18 protein-coding genes are annotated in these 22,095 nt (G+C 39.4%); 4 read left to right on the top strand and 14 right to left on the bottom strand.

Features of this window, described 5'->3' with window-relative positions; genetic code table 11:
- Positions 1-370 precede the first annotated feature (370 nt).
- The 6 genes from guaA to tig form a co-directional block, all read right to left on the bottom strand.
- A complete protein-coding gene (gene guaA, locus BV60_RS0117925) occupies positions 371-2,026 on the bottom strand; it encodes a glutamine-hydrolyzing GMP synthase (RefSeq protein WP_029323949.1) in 1,656 nt (551 codons plus the stop codon).
- 117 nt (positions 2,027-2,143) lie between these two features.
- Entirely contained in the window at positions 2,144-3,580 is a 1,437-nt protein-coding gene (locus BV60_RS0117920) for a deoxyguanosinetriphosphate triphosphohydrolase (protein WP_029323947.1), read from the bottom strand.
- A 27-nt stretch (positions 3,581-3,607) separates the two neighbouring features.
- Positions 3,608-5,047, bottom strand: a complete 1,440-nt coding sequence (locus tag BV60_RS0117915) for a C40 family peptidase (protein ID WP_029323945.1) — start codon at positions 5,045-5,047, stop codon at positions 3,608-3,610.
- 142 nt (positions 5,048-5,189) lie between these two features.
- The gene (locus BV60_RS0117905) at positions 5,190-6,701 is read right to left on the bottom strand and encodes a glucosyltransferase domain-containing protein (protein WP_029323943.1); all 1,512 of its coding nucleotides are present in this window, start codon (positions 6,699-6,701) and stop codon (positions 5,190-5,192) included.
- A gap of 84 nt (positions 6,702-6,785) precedes the next feature.
- Positions 6,786-8,177 (bottom strand): asparagine--tRNA ligase, encoded by a 1,392-nt coding sequence (gene asnS / locus BV60_RS0117900; protein WP_029323941.1) that lies wholly within the window; start codon positions 8,175-8,177, stop codon positions 6,786-6,788.
- Between the two features lie 31 nt (positions 8,178-8,208).
- On the bottom strand, positions 8,209-9,471 hold the full coding sequence (tig, locus tag BV60_RS0117895) for a trigger factor (RefSeq protein ID WP_029323940.1): 1,263 nt from the start codon (positions 9,469-9,471) through the stop codon (positions 8,209-8,211).
- Positions 9,472-9,650: 179 nt separating this feature from the next.
- Here tig and BV60_RS0117890 point away from each other — a divergent pair, with 179 nt between their 5' ends.
- On the top strand, positions 9,651-10,124 hold the full coding sequence (locus BV60_RS0117890) for a hypothetical protein (RefSeq protein ID WP_029323938.1): 474 nt from the start codon (positions 9,651-9,653) through the stop codon (positions 10,122-10,124).
- Between the two features lie 98 nt (positions 10,125-10,222).
- Here the strand turns inward: BV60_RS0117890 and BV60_RS0117885 are convergent, their stop codons facing one another.
- Complete coding sequence (locus tag BV60_RS0117885) at positions 10,223-10,870, bottom strand: hypothetical protein (RefSeq protein ID WP_051656836.1); 648 nt, start codon at positions 10,868-10,870, stop codon at positions 10,223-10,225.
- Positions 10,871-11,184: 314 nt separating this feature from the next.
- Here BV60_RS0117885 and ispE point away from each other — a divergent pair, with 314 nt between their 5' ends.
- Together ispE and BV60_RS0117875 are read left to right on the top strand one after the other, a co-directional pair.
- Positions 11,185-12,048, top strand: coding sequence for a 4-(cytidine 5'-diphospho)-2-C-methyl-D-erythritol kinase (ispE, locus tag BV60_RS0117880; RefSeq protein WP_330376323.1), 864 nt, complete (start codon positions 11,185-11,187; stop codon positions 12,046-12,048).
- Between the two features lie 33 nt (positions 12,049-12,081).
- Positions 12,082-12,528, top strand: coding sequence for a DUF1934 domain-containing protein (locus BV60_RS0117875; protein WP_029323934.1), 447 nt, complete (start codon positions 12,082-12,084; stop codon positions 12,526-12,528).
- A gap of 2 nt (positions 12,529-12,530) precedes the next feature.
- On the opposite strand, the gene BV60_RS0117870 is transcribed toward BV60_RS0117875, so the two are convergent.
- The 3 genes from BV60_RS0117870 to BV60_RS0117860 all read right to left on the bottom strand — a co-directional run bounded on the left by BV60_RS0117870 (position 12,531) and on the right by BV60_RS0117860 (position 15,751).
- On the bottom strand, positions 12,531-13,436 hold the full coding sequence (locus BV60_RS0117870) for a dihydroorotate dehydrogenase (protein WP_029323932.1): 906 nt from the start codon (positions 13,434-13,436) through the stop codon (positions 12,531-12,533).
- Positions 13,437-13,502: 66 nt separating this feature from the next.
- Positions 13,503-14,294: a dihydroorotate dehydrogenase electron transfer subunit gene (locus BV60_RS0117865; protein WP_029323931.1), complete on the bottom strand. Its 792-nt coding sequence runs from the start codon at positions 14,292-14,294 to the stop codon at positions 13,503-13,505.
- A gap of 50 nt (positions 14,295-14,344) precedes the next feature.
- A complete protein-coding gene (locus BV60_RS0117860; RefSeq protein WP_029323929.1) occupies positions 14,345-15,751 on the bottom strand; it encodes a dihydroorotase in 1,407 nt (468 codons plus the stop codon).
- An 85-nt stretch (positions 15,752-15,836) separates the two neighbouring features.
- On the opposite strand from BV60_RS0117860, the gene BV60_RS0117855 reads away from it, so the two are divergent.
- Positions 15,837-16,568: a lysophospholipid acyltransferase family protein gene (locus tag BV60_RS0117855; RefSeq protein WP_029323928.1), complete on the top strand. Its 732-nt coding sequence runs from the start codon at positions 15,837-15,839 to the stop codon at positions 16,566-16,568.
- A gap of 34 nt (positions 16,569-16,602) precedes the next feature.
- Here BV60_RS0117855 and BV60_RS0117850 read toward each other — a convergent pair whose 3' ends face one another.
- From BV60_RS0117850 to BV60_RS0117835, 4 genes are all read right to left on the bottom strand, one after another.
- Positions 16,603-17,823, bottom strand: coding sequence for a D-alanine--D-alanine ligase family protein (locus BV60_RS0117850; RefSeq protein ID WP_334291191.1), 1,221 nt, complete (start codon positions 17,821-17,823; stop codon positions 16,603-16,605).
- Between the two features lie 63 nt (positions 17,824-17,886).
- A complete protein-coding gene (locus tag BV60_RS0117845) occupies positions 17,887-19,563 on the bottom strand; it encodes a DUF6020 family protein (RefSeq protein ID WP_029323924.1) in 1,677 nt (558 codons plus the stop codon).
- A 29-nt stretch (positions 19,564-19,592) separates the two neighbouring features.
- Positions 19,593-21,251: a Mur ligase family protein gene (locus BV60_RS0117840; RefSeq protein WP_029323922.1), complete on the bottom strand. Its 1,659-nt coding sequence runs from the start codon at positions 21,249-21,251 to the stop codon at positions 19,593-19,595.
- Positions 21,252-21,283: 32 nt separating this feature from the next.
- Positions 21,284-22,072, bottom strand: a complete 789-nt coding sequence (locus BV60_RS0117835) for an alpha/beta fold hydrolase (RefSeq protein ID WP_029323920.1) — start codon at positions 22,070-22,072, stop codon at positions 21,284-21,286.
- Between the last annotated feature and the right edge of the window lie 23 nt (positions 22,073-22,095).

Raw genomic sequence — 22,095 nt, 5'->3', positions numbered from 1 at the left:
AGAAAATATCCACTTTGCTCATATGCCTCTATCTTAACTAATCAATTTGGGTTATTAGAGCATCTATCTCCTGTATTTGTTTTTCCAATTTTTCCTTGTAATCCTGCATCACCAAACTCCTTTTTTCAGATCTACGTGACTCTACTTTATCTTTTGACTATTATCACGTAGTGCTGCACTGATATTCAGGCATTCTACGTGATACACTCTTGTTGACCAGCCCTTCCTCACGTAAATTTTCCAAATATCTACTGGATTCCCATACATTTATGCCTTAAGGATAAGACTCTGACGAATTCAGCCAGTATAACAACAAAGCCCCAGAAGCGCATAGGCGCTTCTGGGGCTTTGTTCAATAACGCATGTTATTTCATTCTAGTTCAATTGTTCCCGGTGGTTTGGAAGTAAGATCATACATTACACGGTTTACTCCCTTAACCTCATTTATAATCCTATTCATAACTGTCTGCAAAATCTCCCAAGGAAGGTCTGTTGCATCCGCTGTCATGAAATCAGAAGTATTTACTGCACGGAGTGCCACAGCATAATCATAAGTTCTGAAGTCGCCCATGACACCAACAGAGCGCATATTTGTAAGTGCTGCAAAGTATTGAGCAGGAAGCCATGCCGGATTTTTGCCAAATTCTTTTTTATATGAAGAAGCAGCCCTGGCAATTTCCTCACGATAAATTGCATCTGCATCTTGAACAATGCGTACCTTCTCAGCTGTAACTTCACCGATTATCCTGATACCAAGTCCGGGTCCGGGGAAAGGCTGCCTGTAAACAAGGTGTTCCGGTATTCCAAGCTCTAAGCCTGATGCTCTGACTTCATCTTTGAAAAGCATTCTTAAAGGTTCTATTATTTCCTTAAAATCAACATAATCCGGAAGTCCGCCTACGTTGTGATGAGACTTGATAACAGCACCTTCTCCGATACCACTCTCTACAACATCGGGATAAATTGTTCCCTGAACAAGGAAATCAACTGCTCCGATTTTCTTGGCTTCTTCCTCAAATACACGAATAAACATCTCTCCGATTATTTTTCGTTTCTTCTCGGGTTCCTCAACTCCCTTAAGAGCTTCATAAAATCTATCCTGTGCATTTACTCTGATGAAATTCAGGTCATACGCACCATTTGGTCCAAATACTTCCTCAACCTCATCACCTTCATCTTTTCTAAGAAGACCATGATCAACAAAAACACAAGTAAGCTGCTTGCCAATTGCTTTACTCATAAGAACGGCTGCCACAGATGAATCAACACCGCCTGACAAAGCACACAACGCTCTTCCATTTCCAACCTTATCACGAATTTCCTTAATGCTGCGCTCTACAAAATCAGACATCTGCCAGTCACAGGCGCATCCACATATGTTCATTACAAAATTCCTTAGCATAATGGTTCCACACTCAGTGTGCATAACTTCAGGATGGAACTGAACCGCATAAATTTTTTTCTGCGAATTCTCCATAGCTGCTACGGGGCAGTTATCTGTATTTGCGGTTATTTTAAATCCCTCCGGAGCCTTTGCTATGTAGTCTGTGTGGCTCATCCATGTCGTAACCACGGCTTTTGCACCACCTACCATTCCACCGTTAAGAGGACTCTCAAAGGAATTATCCGAATATCGAACAGGTATCCCGTCCTCATTTTCAGTCATATCTTTAAACAACTCTGAAGCTGAATCAAGAAACGTTTCTGTCTTACCATACTCACTTACGGGAGCAGTCTTTACTTCTCCACCATTTAAAAATGCTGTTAACTGAGCTCCATAGCAGATGCCAAGAACCGGAACTCCCAGATCAAAAAGCTCCTTGTCACATAAAACAGCCTTATCTCCATAGACACTGTTTGGTCCACCGGTCAAAATAATGCCTTTGAGATTCATTTCCCGAAGCTTATCAAGTCCGATATTATACGGATGTATCTCGCAATACACGTTGCATTCACGTACACGTCTTGCGATCAGCTGCTTATACTGTCCACCGAAGTCAAGAACTACAACCATTTCTCTTGCCATATTATCCTCTTTCATAATGTTTATTCGAATAACAAAACAACTTATTGCTCCACTTACAATAAATGCAATACCACAAAAATGCAAGCACAAATCAAAGTAAGCACCAAGCAACGTCTTCTATGTAAGTCCATTTAATTCCTGATACAGTCTCTTAGCATAACTGTCAGTCATACCGCAGACATAATCCGTGACAAGAAGCAATCTCAGGTATAGCTTCTCATCCTCCGTCCTGCCTTCTGAATAGATATGATATATTTTTTTATAATTGTCGGATATAAATGAGATCATCCTTGAATCAATAGGTCTTGCCTTTTTATCCGTATCATAATAAATAGCTGCGGGAACAAGTCTGTCTAAAAGATATGTCAAAATCTGGTTGGCACTTACTTCAATCTTAAGTATAGGTTCCGAATTAAATGCATATTTAACAGCAATATCACCAAGTGTATCAACTATATGCTTTCCTTCAGTTCCTTCAAGCAGCTCCTGCCCAAAAGAGCCATCCATTATGGCCTCATAATTCTTTGCAAAGCTTTCTGTAGCAAAATATATAAGCTTTCCCTGTACGGCAATAATCCAATTCTGAACAGCATATTCTCCGGGATCGCTGACCTTATGCTCAATTCCTTTCTCATATCTGTATTTAAGAGTGTCTATCAGTGCTCTGTATTCCGTATCCGATCCGTCATCATAGCATCTGTTTTCCAACTCTCTTAGTAATACATCAAAACTAATTCTTCTCTTTTTGTATGAGTCCTCTATATCCGCTGTTCTGTATGCAATATCATCAGCAGCCTCAAGGATATATGTAAGAGGATGTCGCCTGCCGTTTAATCCGCAGGAGTACTCTATATCCCGGAAAATTTCTCTGTCTGCAAAATAATAGCCCATTTTATGGCAGCAGATGTCTTTACTTTTCTTATCAACATTTAACGATGAAACAGGATATTTAATAATTGTGGCAAGAAGTGCCTTTGTAAGATTCATGCCATGCTCATCCACAAGATAGTGGAGCTTAGTCACTACTCTAAGAGCCTGAGTATTGCCCTCGAAATTATAAAAGTCATTTTGCATCTGAGGATTAAGAACATCTCTTACAGTTTTTCTCTTAACATTTCCGGATTCTTCAAGATTAAATTCCAGCTTAGAAAGATTATCCTTGAACCATTCTCTTATGACAGTTTCACCAAAATGTCCAAAGGGCGGATTCCCTATATCATGAAGAAGCCCCGCACACTGAAGAATGTCGCAAATATCCTGCTGATAGCCTACTTCAAAGCTTTCATCCCCGATTTCGGAAATTATTTTTCTTGCTATGTTCTGCCCAAGAGATTTACAAAAAGATGATACCTCCAGAGAATGTGTTAATCTTGTCCTGACAAAATCAGACTGATCAAGCGGAAAAACCTGTGTTTTATCCTGAAGTCTTCTAAAAGAAGCGCTTCCTATTATTCTGTGATAGTCTTTCTCGAATTCGCTTCGAAGATCCTTGGAACCTTCATGTTTATATATGGGACGAATTCTATCGCTGCATAAAAGTTTTCTCCACTCCAAAATCTGCTCTCCTCATCTATAACACATTTATCCGACAAATCTGCGAATAGTCAATATGGTTCTGTAAGTAGCGTTTTCGTATTTTATTCCCGTTCTTGCAGTACTTGCATGTACAATTCTGCCTCCGCCAAGATAAATAGCTACATGGCCTCCGTAATAGATAATGTCTCCCGCTGCCGCATTCTGATAGGAGACTTCTCTTCCGTATGTAGCCTGAGCGTATGATGATCTTGGCACGCTGATTCCGAACTGCTTGTATACAGCATAGACAAAACCTGAACAGTCAGCACCATTGGTAAGACTGGTGCCTCCGGCAACATAAGGATTTCCAACAAACTGACATGCATAATTAGCAATATTCTGCCCTGTTGCTGACCCCAAAGGAGCAGGAGCAGTTTTAGCCGGAGTTGATGAAGCTTCGCTTGAAGCATTTGATGAACTCGGTGAATCAGAAGTATCATCCTGGTCATCTGAATCATCCTCGACCGGATCATCATCTGTATTTGCCTGCGCAAGCTTATCTTCTTCTTTTTTCTTAGCTTCTTCTGCTTTTTTCTTGGCTTCTTCTGCTTCCTTTTTCTTCTTCGCTTCTTCCGCTTCCTTCTTTGCAGCCGCATCCGCTGCCTTCTTTGTCTTTTTTACTTCTGCCTCCTTGGCATCGATCTTTGCCTGAAGGTCTCTTATCTGTGAAGTCTGCTGTTGAAGCTGTGCGGTATAAACTGCCGCATTCTGACGTGCCTTGGCAAGCTGAACATCAAAATTTGCATACTGCTTTTTATATTTATCTATGATCTGCTCAACATGAACCTGTTCCTCTTTAAGCTCATACTGAGATGTTTCAAGCTCTGACTTTGCTTCCTCAAGTTCTTCACCATATTGTTCAGCAGCTTCCTTTGCTGCCACAAATTCATAAAGCTTGTTTCTGTCATAGTCATACAGCTCTTCAGCATAACCTGCCTTATTCAGCATATCTCCGACACTCTGAGCCTGCAGAAGAAGTTCGGCATATGAAAACTCACCCTTTTCATACATGAATTTGATTCGTTTTTTCATCGCAGTATATAAAGTTTCTTCCTGGTTCTTGGCCTCTTCATATTCCTGCTGAGTCTTTTCGATCTTAATCTGAGTGTCCTCGATATCAGCCTGAATCAGATCGATACTCGTAAGAAGTCCCGTCAATTCTTCCTTGGCTTCATCAATTCCTTCCTGAATTTCCGCCTGCTCTCCCTGTATCTCGCTAATATTCTGGTTTGCATTGTTAAGCCCGCTCTGACTCTTCTGTTTTTGGGATTCGATGGCATTTTGCTCCTTTTCCAGCTCTTTTTGCTGTTTCTCCAGCTCCTTCTGCTGTTTCTTGAGCTCCTCGCTACTCGTTGCCATCGCAGGACTTCCTGAAACAGTGAGCATAGCAACTGCCAAACCTGCGCAAATATATCTGTTTAATAATCTTATATTAAATCTTTTCATTTATTCCCCATTTTTGAAAAACAAAACTTTTATCAATTCAATTATATCAAAACAAAGTGTCGTTTGCGACTCCCTGGAGTCTTGCATGGAAAAGCCTCCTTGAGCAAATCTTCTATCTGCACAAGGAGGCATTTTCGCTTATTTAATAAATACACCAATATGCTGTATTTTTGTCAATTACCAGCTGCTTATCCACATCAAATTTATCCCAGTTCTTATCTTTAAAATATTTTTTTCTTATTTTTCCTGCCTTCATCTGACTTTTTTTGAATCTTCTGCCGGTATCTGATTTAATGCCATTTAGTTCATCTTTTTTCTCAAGACTGCCTGCATACTCCAAAAGGCTGTATGCTACATTTCTTGCAGTACGCTCGTTTATCTGGTCTAGTTTATAATATACATTATCATAATAATTTAAAGACTCATCATCCACACATACACCAATTTCGGTAACGGTTACTCCGGTATCAGCTTCATAGTTATCAATCTTATTAAGCACCGCCTGTGCACATGCTAAATCCTGAACATTTGAAATATAGTGATTAAGCGCTATCTGCTGGCAGGAAAAAAGCTGAACAATAGCACAAATTCCTATAAGAGCCTTCATATATTTTTTCGTCTTTATATCAAGCTGGATATACGCCAAAAAACATGTGCATCCCAAAGCTGCATATAAGGTATAAATAACTCTGGGAGCGCTTGATTGGATAATAGGAATCGCAAGTGATAGCGCAAACATCACAAATCCGCCAAAAACAAACGTTAAAATTCTTTCTTTCTCTGTTTTACGGGATATTAAAAGCATCAATGTCACTATTATCAGGATGCATAAATTAATATACGGAACCGGCAACAGTCCAATACCATTTTTCAAAAAGTTCCAAAAAAGTCTGATTACCCCAGTAACACTATCAAAAACACTCCCGGATGTTATCGGCTTTGGATTATCAGACATTACTCCTGTGACCAGCATCAGCTTGGTTGATTCATAATTAAGAAAGCCGGACAAAAGACAGCTAACAGAAACTATCAGCCCTCTGAAAAACATCTTCTTATTTAGAACACAATCACCCTCAACTAAAATATAGAGAAGAGTATAAATTGCACACAATATCACCGAAACCTGATATGTGCATCCACCCATCAGCATAAAAAACACTGCCGCTACGTACTTATTTTTAGAATAAAAATATAAAGCAAGTGCTGTAAACAACACATAGAAGCAGTAAACAAAGCACTCCGGGAACATAAGATATTCCGAAAAAAGTGTGCTGATAAACGGCAAAAGCAGCAATACTCTTCCAAAGTATTCTTCAAAAATATCAGAAAAAACTTTTTTCTTGTTTAGTAGCGATATTATTACCTGCTGGTAAATAAATGCTCCAAGCGAAACCACAAAAATATGCAGAATAAAAAAATACCTGTATTTCTCAGGAAGTATGATTCCAAGCTTATAAAACAGCATCTCCATAAGATATGGAATATATCTCCCGTAAGTAAATTCAGATTCGATGTTTATAAGAGGATTGAGATAATGAATCATCGTATCTGATCCAAATCCAAATCTGTAAAATCCCTGGTACGCGAAAATGACAATTACCAGGGTTAGTATATAGTCAATTATTATATTTTTATCTAATTTAGATTTCCCCATAAGTATTATTTAATATCTCTCAATCTAAAAAAATATATGACTTCTTGAACGCATTTTCATCTTTGCATTCAAGAAGTCACTTAATTATAATTCGCAATTACCTACAGTTCTGGGGAATGATTCAACATCACGAATATTTCCCATACCTGTGAGATACATTACACAACGCTCAAAACCAAGTCCGAATCCGGCATGTCGTACTGAACCATAACGGCGAAGATCAAGATAGAACTGATAATCTTCTTTCTTAAGTCCAAGTTCATCCATTCTCTTTTCAAGAGTCTCAAGGTCATCTTCTCTCTGGCTTCCACCAACTATTTCACCGATTCCGGGTACAAGACAGTCAGCAGCTGCTACAGTCTTGCCATCCTCATTCAGCTTCATATAGAATGCCTTTATTTCCTTCGGATAATCTGTTACAAATACAGGCTTTTTAAAGATCTGCTCTGTAAGGAATCTTTCATGCTCTGTCTGAAGATCTGAGCCCCATTCAACTTTATAGTCAAACTGGTCATTGTGCTCTTTAAGAATTTCAACAGCTTCTGTATATGTAATTCTTCCAAACTCACTGTTTGCTACATTCTTAAGTCTCTCGATAAGACCCTTATCTACAAATGAATTGAAGAATTCCATTTCTGCAGGAGCATTCTCAAGTACATAGTTAATTACATACTTAAGCATAGCCTCTGCGCAGTCGCAGTCATCCTTAAGATCCGCAAAACACATCTCAGGCTCAATCATCCAGAACTCAGCTGCATGTCTTGTGGTATTGGAGTTCTCAGCTCTGAATGTAGGTCCAAAGGTATAAACATTCTTAAATGCAAAAGCGTATGTCTCAACATTGAGCTGCCCGGAAACGGTAAGATTAACCGGTTTTCCGAAAAAGTCCTGTGAATAATCAACCTGACCATCTTCAGTCTTAGGCACATTATTGAGATCCATTGTAGTTACCTGGAACATCTCTCCTGCACCTTCACAATCACTACCTGTGATAAGAGGAGTATGAACATATACGAATCCTCTCTCCTGGAAGAATGAATGAATAGCATATGCAGCAAGTGAACGAACTCTGAAAACGGCCTCAAAAGTATTGGTACGTGCGCGGAGATGAGGTATTGTTCTTAAGAATTCGAGTGAATGACGTTTTTTCTGAAGCGGGAAATCAGGCGTTGAGGGTCCCTCAATAGTAACTGTCTCCGCCTGCATCTCAAAGGGCTGCTTTGCACCGGGGGTAAGTACGATTGTACCCTCAGCTATAATAGCAGATCCGACATTCAGCTTGCTTACCTCTGCAAAATTGCCAAGGCTGTCAGAATATACAATCTGAAGTGGTGTAAAATATGTTCCGTCGTTTAATACAATAAAACCTATAGCCTTTGAATCTCTTATGCTTCTGATCCATCCGCCTACAGTAACTTTTTTATCAGCAAATTTTTCCGGAGCCTGAAAAAGCTCTCTGATATCTGTCAGTTCCATAATATAAATATGCCTCCTCTATAATCTATAATCACTCAGCGCTGTCTGCTTCATCAGCTCCGGCTGCTTCATCTGTACTGTCTGAATTTTCTGTGCTGTCTGTATTCTCTGTAGTTCCTGCATCCTCAGTACTTTCAACCGCTTCAGCACTGCCTGCTTCAGCATTTTCTGCAGGTTCAGTCACACTTGCATTTTCTGCAAGGAACTCAATTACCTTGTTTGTAAGAAGGTTTTCCTTTATGTTCTCTACATCTACTGTCTTTTTATAGTCTTCGATGTTGTCTACTTTCTTGTCCTCTTCGGCAGTTGAATTGGCATTTGTCATATCATTCTGAAGCTTCTCATTAAGTTCATCCTCAGTAACCTCTATGCCCTCTGTCTTAGCTATAGCTCCAAGCATAATAAACTGTTCAGCAAGCTCTACGGATTTATTATCAAGATACTCTGTCTGTTCACCGGAAAAGCCTTCCTGTGCCATCATCATTGAAAGAACCTGGTCTGTTGTATAGCTTGTGCCATAGTTTGCTGAATAATAAGAAGCAACCATGTCAGCCTGCTCACTGTAAAGGCCTTTAAAGCGTTCAAGAGCAGCCTTCGGAGGCTCCTCAAACTTGCAGTTATTTGTAACAGCCTCAAGTATCTTTGAATTTATTTCATTCTTATAGTCTGTCTGCTTTTCCTCAAGAAGTCTTTCCCCAAGGTATGTCTTAAGCCCATCTATGGTTGATACATTTTCTATGCCGAGTGATGCTGCATACGCATCGTCAAGTTCGGGCTTAACCTTGATGCTGTTAACCTTTACCGTAAAAATAACATCAGCACCTGCAAGTTCTGTTGCACTGTAGTTATCAGGGAATTTAAGATTAAGATCTCTTGTTTCTCCTACCTGTGCACCTACAAGTCCGTCTTCAAAACCATCGATAAAAGTATGTGAGCCTATTGCAAGGTCATATCCCTCAGCTGTACCGCCATCAAATACCTCACCTGTATCTGCTCTTTTTCCTGAATAATCGATATTAACCGTATCGCCTTCCTGAACGGCTCTGTCGGTAACTTCAACCGTAGCCTTCATGGAAGAACTGATATACTGCATATACTGTTCAACTTCTTCGTCGGAAACTTCGGGAGATTTTACTTCTATGGTAACCCCCTTATAATCTCCAAGTGTTACATACTTATCAAGATCAATGTCCTTAAGATATGCAGCATCTGTAGTATTCTCTGTCTTTGAACATCCGGCAAGCATACCTGCTGCAACTACTACAGCCGCCATGGCTGCCACAAATTTTTTCATAAATATTTACTCCTTAGTATAACTTCTATTTAAAAAAATAAACTTTTTTTATACTAGCACAGTTTCTACTTATGTTAAAGTATTTTGTTGCCTCTATCTCAATTCAATGTTAAAATACATTCTGCACGGCAATTTTTATGGAGTAGTAAATCTTTAGTTTTAGAATTTGGAGGAATGTTTTGAATCCGGTATTAATCGTATTTTTAGTAATCTTAGTTATACTGATAATTGCACTTGTCGTATTGACAATCCTTGGAAAAAAAGCACAAAAACGCCAGGAAGAACAGCAGGCTCAGATGGAAGCCATGAAGCAGAGCGTATCAATGCTTATCATTGACAAAAAGAGGATGAAGATCAATGAAGCAGGTCTCCCTTCCGCCGTATTGGAGAATACACCTAAGCTTCTTCGTCGTTCCAAACTTCCTATCCTCAAGGTTAAGGTTGGTCCTCAGATCATGAATCTTGTTTGTGATGAGAAAATTTTTGATTCCGTTCCTGTTAAAAAGGAAGTAAAAGCTGAAGTCAGCGGCATTTATGTTCTTTCCGTAAGAGGAATCCGCGGCGGCAATGCAGTTGTTGAAGAAAAGAAAGGCTTCTGGAAAAATCTTGTTTCCAAAGCTCAGGAAAAAGCAGGAGCAAAGCCTGTTAAATAATTTAAATTATAAATAACATTTAAAAGACCTCCTTCTCTGGTCTGTACATCACCAGAGAAAGAGGTTTTATTTTTTGTCTTAATACTGAAAAATCATTTTCAGCCTTCCGGAATTTCCTCTGCAGCAGTAGTATTATTGTTCTTCTGCGCCATATCATCAAAGCCTTTCATAACAGCATCATAGGTCTGTTTTGAAATATCGGGAAGTTCCTTTCCCCATGTCTTTGTGGCTTCCTTAAACCCTTTCTCAAAAGCTGAACGCATTTTTTCAATCTGATCGGGATCTCCGTCTGTAAGCGCATTAGCAAAATCCAGAATACGTTGTGAAGTCTGCTTAACTCCCCAATATCCGTCCTCAGAAATTTCTTCCTGCGCTTTTTTCTTAGCTGCCTCATCAATAGTAAAGTCGCCTTTTGCAAGGAATGACCAGATATCATCAGCCTTTCCTATTGCTACCCCCTGCTTTGACATCATCTGGGATACAATATCCTTCAGCTGATTCTGTCTATCCTCCAGATCTCTCTTTAGCATATTTACAACAGCTTCATTCTTCTTGTAGGTCTTGTTTGTAGATCCTAAAGCACCGATATTATCCGACTTTTCATATACCGCAGCCTTCTCAGTCTTCGCTGTTTCAGCGGTTTTTGCCGTCTTATCTTCAGATGTAGCTTCTGTGGCTTTTGCGGTCGTTGTCGGCTCGTAATACGTGGTGGTCTGGTCTAAACCTGTAACTCCGTTTACGCCCATATGAACTCCTTTTCTACGCCAAATTATCTGACGCCGATACGACTTGGTATGCCATGGCATACTTACAGTATTACTCATCTTATTTATCGACTGTTTTCAATTTAACATTAAGTATTTTTCTTATTCTTTTCAATTAAAATTATATTAAATTTATTCTTGCTTTAAGCCTTTGACAGGTAGTTATAAATAATTTATAAAGCGAACCTTTTTTATTCATTTCACTTATTTTGTGCTATTATACAAACAGCGAAAAACACCGCATAAAGGAACTTTTTGTATCCTGTTTTTAATTTCACTTTTCGGAGGATATATTTTTGATAACTAGAAAAGCATATGCAAAAATCAACCTTGGGCTTGACGTGATCGGAAGAAGAGATGATGGTTATCATCTTGTAAGAATGATCATGCAGAGCATTGATCTGTACGATGAACTTAGCTTTACCGAAAGAGATGATAATAATATCGTAATTACAGCTACAGATCCCAGAATTCCTACTGACGAGCATAATCTTATATGGAAGGCTGCCGATCAGCTAAAAACTCACTGCAACATTCCTCAAAAGGGAGTTACGATTCATTTGGAAAAGCATATTCCCATGGCTGCCGGAATGGCAGGTGGAAGTACTGACGCAGCAGCTACATATATTGCTTTGAACGAATTATGGAATCTCAATCTGAGTACAGAGGAGCTATGCAGTCTTGCTGTAAAAAAAGGTGCTGATATCCCTTATTGTATCAAGGGCGGAACTGCTCTTTCCGAAGGCATTGGAGAAGAGCTGACACCCTTACGCGATATGCCCTCATGCCATATTGTAATAGCTAAGCCGCAGCTTGATGTTTCCACAGCCTGGGCATACACAACTCTTGATTCGGCTCCTATTGAAGACCACCCGGATATAGATGGAATTCAAAAGGCCATAGAAGCACATGATCTCAAGGGAATCACTGACAGACTTGGTAATGTACTTGAGCCGATAACAGCAGGCAGATATCCTGTGATTGAGGAAATTCGCCAAATTCTTCTGGCAAATGGTGCTATGGGAGCACGCATGAGCGGTAGCGGCCCCACAGTTTTCGGTATATTTGAAAACAAGGCTCTGACAAATGCTGAAAACGCAGTAAAGGAACTTAGAAGCAGAGGTATAAGCCCCGAGCTCTTCATTACCAAACCCTTGTGATCAAAACATAAAAATACAACATTGAGGACATATATGAACGGAACAGTAAAAATTATCGGAGCTCATGATCACGGAGACGGAAAACCACAAATTATAAAGAATTTACAAAACGCTTTCTGTGAGCAGGATGGGTTAAATTACATAATCACATACACTGACAGGATGGATAGTGAAGACGATCACAGATCCGGTTCACCAAAAGCATCTTCCGTAACTACCCACAGACTTGAAATAGGTGAAGGGTATCTTCGAATGGTACAAACAGGTGACATAAATTCTGATCTTCTTTTCAGGTTAGGTGAAGCCTGGGACACCGATTACCAAACTCCCTATGGTCTTATGAAAATGACAGCTATAACACGTAATCTCATGGTAGAAATATCTCCAAAAAAAATAACCGCCCATGTACAGTATGAACTGCAAATGGACGGCGATAAAATTTCGGATTCAAAAGTAAGGATATCGTTTACTTTCGAGTAATATTATTTTACTGCTCCTATAATATCATTGATATCCTCTATTCCCTGTTCACTTAAGTAACGCTCTATTCCTTCTATTGTATTTATTGTTGCATAGGGGTCATGGAAGTTCATGGCACCCACTGCAACAGCAGTAGCACCTGCAAGCATAAATTCTATTGCATCCTCTGCGCCACAAATGCCTCCCATGCCTATTATCGGAATCTTGACAGCGCGAGATGCTTCATAAACCATTCTGACTGCAACAGGCTTTATGGCAGGACCTGAAAGTCCCCCTGTCTTATTTGCTATAGCAAAGGTCTTCTTATAAATATCTATTTTCATTCCGGTTATTGTATTGATCAGAGAAATGGCATCTGATCCCGCTGCTTCTGCCGCTTTTGCCATCTCTGATATACTGGTAACATTCGGACTTAATTTCATTATTATTGGTTGTTTTGCATGTTTCTTAATTTCTTTTGTAATATCATAAAGGGCATCCGGATTTTGTCCGAAAGCAATCCCTCCCTCCTTAACGTTAGGGCATGATACATTGATTTCAAGCATATGAACAGAATCTTCATCTGAAAGGCGCTCTACAACATCAACATAATCCTGTGTGCTTTTTCCGCAAACATTTACAATTACCTTTGTGTCATAATCCTTTAAAAAAGGCAAATCCCTCTCTATCATCACATCAATTCCGGGATTTTGCAGACCTATGGCATTTAGCATTCCCCCGTAAACTTCAGCTACTCTTGGTGTTGGGTTTCCCGGCCACGGAACATTGGCAACGCCCTTTGTAACTACCGCTCCAAGCCTGTTTAAATCAACGAATTCCGAATATTCCATTCCCGATCCAAAGGTGCCCGATGCAGTCATTACCGGATTCTTGAACTCAACTCCTGCTATATTTACTGATGTATTCATTATACTTTTCTCACCTCATCTATATATTGCAACTGTACTTTTTTATTTTTCAGAATTAATTCAAGCTCAGATTTCAAGGTCATCTGCATCAAAAACAGGACCGTCCGTGCAGATACGGGCATTATTTACATGTGAGTGCTCATCAATGTTTTTTGTCTTACATACACATCCAAGACAAGCTCCCACTCCGCAAGCCATACGTTCTTCAAGGCTGATATATGCTTTAGCTGAAATCTCTTTTGCATATGAAGCTACTCCTCTAAGCATCGGCATGGGTCCGCAGGCATAAATCACATCTGCTTTAATCCCGTTTTCCCTACAGGCATCAATTACATTGCCTTTGGTTCCCACACTGCCGTCCTCGGTTGCAATATAAAGATCCCCGTATTTACTAAACTCATCCGCAAGGAAAGTATCTGCATTTCGATATCCCATGACCATTTTAACGGACTTTGCTGCCTTTTTATCAAAAAGTTCCTTTGATAATCCCAAAAGCGGAGGTACACCAATTCCTCCACCGATAATAAGAACATCTTTTGCATCCGCTTTATCAGTAGGAAATCCGTTTCCCAGGATTCCAAGGATATCCACCATAGTGTTATCATCGTAAAGCGCAAACTCTGCAGTTCCGCTTCCGGCAATCCTGTAAACTATTCTCAGTGTCTGTTCAGATTTATCAAATTCACATATGCTAATTGGTCTTGGCAATAAAGTAGACTTATTCTTAGGATAAATTCCTATAAACTGACCGGGATTTGCATCCTCTGCAAGAACTGTTTTAAGCTTGAGATCCATTATCCCTTCTGCCAGCACTTTTTGTGAAATTACCTCTGCTGCTATTTTTTTCTTTTTTGGCATCTTCCGTTTTTCCTTTCAAATGAGTCGCTATAAATTCGGTTATTATTCTGTCATCCCTGATATACTATATTCCCACCGCAGATTGTAAAGTGTATTTTCCCGGGGAGTTCCTGCCCTGTAAAAGGGGTATTAGATGCTTTAGAGGCAAAATTTTCCGCCTTCCAGGTCTCTTCCTCCTTGAAAATAACAAAGTCTGCCGGGCCACCTTCATATATTCTACCTACAGGAAGCTCATTGTAAACAGTTTTATCAGAATTTCCTATTTCATTATCAGGTACTAATGCCATTAAGTCGTAAATGTCTGCCGGCTGGCAGGACATACGAGATAATAATGTCATCAAATCCATATATCCCTTATGCACAAGTTCTCTTATGCCCAGTCCAAGCGAAGTCTCAAGGCCAATTATTCCGCTGGGTGCTTTTGTAATCTCTCTTGATTTTTCTTCCTTTGTATGAGGAGCGTGATCTGTGGCAATGGTTTCAATCGTTCCGTCAGCAAGCCCTTCAATAATAGCAAGTCGGTCGCTCTCTTTTCTAAGCGGAGGATTCATCTTTGCCATGGCGCCAAACTCTGCTACAGCACTATCTGTAAGTGTGAAATGATGAGGAGTTGCCTCTGCGTGAATCCCGGTGCAGGTCTTTCTTGCCTCCCTTATCATGTCCACCGCTTCCTTTGTACTTATATGCTGTATAGTAATCCCGGCTCCTGTTTCCTCTGCAATCTTTATATCTCTCTTTACCATTGCGATCTCTGCATCTCTGCAAGAGCCCTTAATTCCCAAAGCCTCAGCAACTGTTCCCGCATTAATTCCGTTTTCCGAAATAAAAGAAGGATCCTCCTCATGAAGGCTTAACACTTTACCAAGCTTTGCAGCCTCATTACAGGCTGTTCTCATCAGGCTTTCATCAGTAATAGGCTTACCGTCATCTGTAAATAACACAACACCTTCCTTAAGGAGTGCTTCCATATCAGTAAGCTCTTTTCCGGCCATTTTCTTAGTTATGTTTGCACATGAAAAAACTCTTATTCCGGTTTTCTCCCCTTTTCTCAGGGCATATCTTATAGTTTCCGCATTATCCAAAGGCGGATTTGTATTTCCCATCATGACCACAGATGTAAAACCGCCTTTTTTTGCAGCCTCTGCACCTGTCATGATATCTTCTTTTTCTGTAAATCCGGGATCCCTGAAATGTACATGTGCATCAACAAGTCCCGGTGCAACGATCATTCCTCCCGCATCGATTTCATCTATTCTTAAACTTCCTTCAGTATCCGGTCTGCCGGTCTCATCTCCAATAATTGTCATGCTAAGGTAAGACAGAGCTTCAGTCGCCATATCGTCAAGAGTCCCGCAAAAGCCAATTTTTACTATTCTTCCGTTATTGACCAAAATATCTCTGAAGCCATCCAATCCGCTTGCCGGATCCATAACTCTTCCATTCTTTATCAGGAGCATATTGTTTTCCTTTTCTAAATTCTTTTAAATTTTCGTATTGTGGTATAATATAACATCATACTATATGTTAGTCGGAGATTCATTCATGATACGTCTTATTTTTGTTTTTTTATTTTTATTTGTATTCCTATTCTGCAGCATCTTTATACAGCTTGCGTTATGTGTTGTAGGTAAGTTCAATATGGAAGCCAAAAAAAGTATTTCGCTGAAAATTGTAAGTTGGGCTTTCAGATGCGTGGCATTCCTATCGGGTGCAAAACTCACTGTCATAGGAGAGGAAAATGTCCCAACCGACAGACCGGTCTTGTATGTCGGCAACCACAGAAGCTATTTTGATATAGTATTAAGTTATTCAAGAGTTCCGAGATTAACCGGGTATATAGCCAAAAAAGAAATCCTGAAAGTACCGGTTCTTTCGCAGTGGATGAAAAATATGGATTGTCTGTTCCTTGACAGATCCGATATCCGGCAGGGCCTTGAAGTCATTTTAAGTGCAATAGACAAAGTAAAAAACGGTATTTCAATCACCATATATCCTGAAGGAACAAGAAACAGGTCAGATGAAATGCTTCCGTTCCATAAAGGAAGCTTTAAAATAGCACAGAAGACCGGATGCCCCATTGTTCCTATGACAATCAATAATTCAAATGCGATTTTTGAGGATCATCTTCCTTTTATAAGAAGATCAAAGGTTGTTCTCGAGTACGGAAAACCCATTTATATGAACGAGCTTTCACCAGAAGATAAGAAAAACATTGAAACCTATTGTCACAATATAATTCAGGAAACATATCAAAAAAATAAGGCGTTAATTTAACGCCTTATTTTTTTGAGCTTAATTTGGCTGGCAATCAGCCTTTGCTGCCCTTGGAGCCTCCACCCAGCTTAACTCCTTCAAGAACGTTGGTCTCAAAAGAGAATACCAGCTTGTGGTTCTCTCGATCCTGTTTAATTGCAATTTCTATCATATCATCAAGAAGTTGTGAATACTTCTTTCCAAGAGGTTCCCACAGATAGAATGAAAGTGAGCCGGGTATTGTGTTTATCTCATTGAGATAAATTTTTCCGGTTTCCTCATCCAGCATAAAATCTATTCTGGATACGCCACTGCATCCAAGACACTTAAACGCATCCACAGCCATTCTGCGAACTTCAGATCTCTGTTCATCCGTTATGTTTGCAGGAATTTTTCTCTTAAGACTTGCCATACCCTTAGAGCCACCGGTCTTTGCACCACTCTTTGCTCCCTTGGCTCCGGAACCGCCTATATACTTATCCTCAAAAGAAAGAATTTCATCTGAGTTTATAGGTTCCTCACACTCGGAAGCCTCTGCTTCTTCATAGTCTCCAAGAACTGAACAGTTAATTTCCTTTAATTTAACAATAGCAGGCTCAACAAGGATTTTTCTTGAAAATTCAAAAGCAAGCTCTAATGCCTCAGAGAGTTCTTCCCTGTTTCCGGCTTTTGATATTCCAATACTGGATCCAAGATTTATGGGTTTTATAATAACAGGATATTTAAACGCTTCCTCGATTCTTCCCATAAGTGCGTCTGCATCCTCATAATCGGTCCAGGTATAGCACTTACAGTCAAGAACAGAAATACCATTATCCTTAAGTACGGTTTTCATAACGTACTTATTCATTCCTACTGCTGAAGAAAGCACGTCACATCCAACTACAGGAAGTCCCAGCGTCTGCAAAAATCCTGTAAGAACACCATCCTCTACATTTGTTCCGTGAACGATGGGAAATGCGATATCTACAGTTGTAACTACATTATTTCCGAATTTTTTCATGGGATAGCGGACAAGATTAACCTTATTTCCATCTTTTATCCAAACTACCTTTGTGCTCTTTTTAAGAAGTTCGGGAATATGTGTATACTCCTCGATCTTATCCATATCTTCACCAATATAAAAATCGTTCTCTTTGGTCATGTAAACAGGAATCACATCATATTTATCCTTGTTGATGTAACCTATAGCCTGTATGGCAGAGATAATTGAAATCTCATGCTCTGTGCTTTTTCCACCGAAGAGAACTGCCAGCTTTAATTTCAAAATTAACACTTCCTTTCAAATAACATCAGTTAAAAGTCATACATCAAAAGTATAGACTTATCTGTAAAAATTTCAACTTTTTTTATTTTCCGTACAAAGCAGAGCGATTGCAATAGGTGACGCAAATATTAAACAAAGTGCGTATCTGCTATAGTTCATGGGACTTACAATCAAAAACAGTGCGGATACAAACAAAGGAACAAGAATTATCATCTCCGGTCTGGACTCATATGTCCCAAGCATTTTCTTTCTGATTACTAAAACATAAAGCAAGTACACCGGTATCCAGAAAGCATAAATAACTGTCTGGAAAATAAGTCTGATAAACGGCGTTATTGTAACATTATAATAAAGAGAAAATGCTTTATCACCAAAAACTCTTGGTGTTATGGCATGGATTTTACCAAACATCCCCTCTGACTGAGGTATATCTCCAAAAATCTGTATCCCGGCTCCGGGAGCAAAGAAATTTCCGCAGATAGAAAATGTTGCTCTTAAGTAAACAATAGGATGTTTTATCCCCATTCTGAGCCAAAGCCCCAGATATTTCCTCATATCTTCATCAGTTGAATGGAGCCTAAAAGTATCCTTTACAGGATCTGTAGCGTCAAAGGAAAAATTTTCTTTTATTTTTTCGTAGTCAAGAACAGCATCTATTATTTGTTTATCTTCTTTTGTAAATTCTTCTTCATTGTCCCTGATAAGTCTTGCCGTCTGATGAAACAATGTTCCATACAGCTCCTGTTTCCCTCCGGGAAAAACATTGAGTGCAGGATATAAAAGCTTTGGGAAAACAATAAACCAGATGACTGCGCATAGTACTGATATCAAAAGAATCCTGCTGTCCTTTTTACGAATAAAAAGAGAAGCAATTCCGGTAAATAATGTTACAAAGACACCTGTATTAAGTGTTGTGCAAAGAAGCAAAACAATTATAAAGAAAACTATCCATGATTTTGCAGGTTTATCATCTTTACCCAAATAGTATCTGTATAGCACAAATATATATAGGATAAACAAAAGACTATGCATAGTGTTTTTCAGCATGCATATCATGTACATCGGAACAAAAGGCATAAACATAAAAAATACCCTTACAGACTTTATAATCAGTCTGCTCCTTGAATCCGCAGCATTTTCATGCAGAAAACACAATATTTCCGAGATTAAAAATGCTCCAAGGAGCATCTGGCATAATATGTACAATAAAAACCCGAGTGTCTCACTACCAAGAAGGGCCCCTGCCGCCACAAAAAAAGAAAAGATAAAGGTCGGAACAATAGGATGATGAGCATTTAAAAATACATTAACAGTTTCCTGACCTTTCACAAAACCAAAAGGTACAGGTGATACTCCGTCAAAAAAATCATTAACCTGATTCACGGTATCATAATTTGCCACCCCGGGAAGAAAACCCAAAAGATAAGGAATCCATGCGGCAAACATTGCTAATGCCGCCATGAAATGCGGGCTTTTCCTTTCATTACTTACTACATCTTTTTTAGCTTCATGCAAAAAGCACATAGCAATAATTCTCGTTGCAATAAAAAACAAAGCCATATACAACAAAAACAAAAATGCATATCTCGGAACATCATATCTGTTAAAAAAAAGATGATCTACAATAGCATTTTTATTGAACACTGCGATGAATGACATAATAACAGAAAAGGCAGCATCCATCGCTACCGCCTTTTCTCCTCCACCACAGATAGTCTCTTTTAAGTTAAGACCTCTTCTATGTTTCATATTTATTCCCTAATCTTCTTCCGGGATTATCAGAGATAATTATCCGGAAGATCATTTTCAAGCAGGATTACTTTTTGCTTTCCTGCATCTATTTCATACATCAGATCAGTCGCTTCCTTAAGGGCTTCCTTTACAAAGAGTCTGTCCTCTGAAAAGCCTGCTTCAAGTGCACCCTCTTTGATAGGCTTTGTATGATCTGTACCAACAAGGATTATATAATCAGCAACCTCAGCAGCCTGCTTTCCGAATTCCTTGTTATACTCAGCTTCCTTATCACCAAGCTCCACCATTCCCGGCGTTACCAGAATTTTCACACTATCCTCAAATTTAGCCAATGTATCAAGAGCACGCTTTGCACCCATGGGATTTGAGTTATAGGCATCATCAATTATGGATATGTTTCCATGCTTTTTGAGCTCTTGTCTGTGAGGTGCAGGCGTAATTCTTCTGACAGCCATCTTCAGTTTGCTCATGGGAATTCCCATTGTATGTGCCATTGCAATAGCCCCAACCACATTGGTCACATTATGTTCTCCAAGAAGCTTCATGGAAAAATCTGCCGTTTCTCCGTTTGGCGCAGTGACAGTAAATGATGCACCGTCTGAGGTGAATTTCACATTTGATGCACGATAATCACAGGCAGGGCTTGACCCGTATAATATAACATTTTTATGTCTTATATTATTTCTTATAAGTTCATTATCACCATTCGCAAATTTAAGACCCTGACTACTTTTCTCCTGAACGGCGTCAAACAACTCAAGCTTGGTATCCACAATATTTTCAATTGAATGGAAGGTCTCAAGATGCTGCGGTCCTATGGATGTAAGCATTCCGTCATCAGGATGAACTATATCAGTTATCTCTTTTATATCATGTACATGTCTTGCGCCCATCTCACAGATAAATATCTCGTGCATGGGAGTCAGCTGTTCACGGATTGTACGGACAACCCCCATAGGTGTATTGAAGCTCTCAGGTGTCATAAGTACTCTGAACCCTTCTGAAAGGAGCGTCCACAAATAGTACTTCACACTTGTTTTTCCGTAACTTCCTGTTATTCCGATTATTCTAAGCCCCGGATGCTCCTTAAGCATTCTCTGTGCATCATGGATAAACCAGTCATTTACCCTCTTTTCAACAGGCTTATTAATAAGGTTTGCAAGAGCAGTTATAAGCGGCATAAATCCAACAAAAATGCCCAGCAGTGAATAGGCTGCTATTCTTTTTCCGTTTGTCTCAACAGTAAAATTGGATACATTGTTTTTTGTTGCCAGAAAAATCCCGGCTGCTGCCTCCTTTGATGTCACAAAGAAGAATACTGATAATCCGACAAAAATCAAAAACAAGATCAGGTAGGTAACAAAAAGCCTCTGTATTCTTTTTGTTACAACAAACTTCTTTTTGGCTTTCTTCGGAATATACTGAAAAATCAGAAATACCAAAAATACCAGAGACAAGAGTCTTAATCCTCTTGCAAGCCTGTTGCTTCCTAGAAATGCCGTTATTAATGTAAGGCATAAATATCCTACGTGCAGACCGTATCTTTGCGGTTTTGCTTTAAGATACCTGAAGTATCCCTGAAACTGATAAGATGACAGCTGAAGCATATGTGTATAGTGTCTTAGTCCTAGAATCACTACTGCTATATATGCGATTAAATATACTATAGAAATAATTGTATTCATTACTTACCCTCGTCTGTAAACATAAGTATGCATTACATTTCAATATTTAAAAAGCTTCCCAAAATCTTATTATACATATATTGATTATCAAGGAACGAATAGTGGCCGGCTCCCGGTATAACTGCCAGTCCTGCCTCAGGCATAAGCTTTTCCATCTGCTGTCCGTCAGAAAGTGGTGTCGCAGTATCCTGATCTCCCCAAATGAGGAGCGCAGGCATCTTAACACTTGGCATGAAAGGCGCAAGATCCTCATTTACCACCTTAACAAGACTGTCTCGCATTATCGGAGATGCTGCCGCATAGTCTGCTGAACCAAACTTTTTCTTTAAATTCTCAAGAGTCTGCGGAAAAGCTTTGGCTATTCCTGTATTTACAAGTACACCCTTATAAAACTTATATCTCTTTGTTTTTCCGGATTGCTTTCCTGAAGGCACCGGTTTTATACCTGCGCTATCAGTCAGAATTACCCTTGGAATTTTAAATCCGAGTTCTTCTTCCGTTTTAGTGCCTATCATTTTAATTATTACTCTTCCACCCATTGAGTGTCCAAGAAACATTATCTCCTTTTCCTCAGGAAAGAGCTTCTTTATAAAATGTATAACAAAGTCAACGAAATCACTTACTTCCCATGGCTTATCGGGTTCGGCGCTTTTACCAAATCCCGGCATATCCATTCCTACTACATGATATTTTTTCGATGCAAACCTAAAAATACCATCGAACAGATCAACATTCGATCCCCAGCCATGCAGCAATATTAAAAGCGGCCCTATTCCTTCATCTCTGTAATTAATCTTTATACCATCAATTTCCGTATTCATATCTGTCCTCGTTTGTCATTAAG

The organism is Butyrivibrio sp. AE3004 (genome assembly GCF_000703165.1).
Taxonomy (GTDB): domain Bacteria; phylum Bacillota; class Clostridia; order Lachnospirales; family Lachnospiraceae; genus Butyrivibrio.
This window is presented reverse-complemented; position numbering and strand designations above follow the sequence as displayed.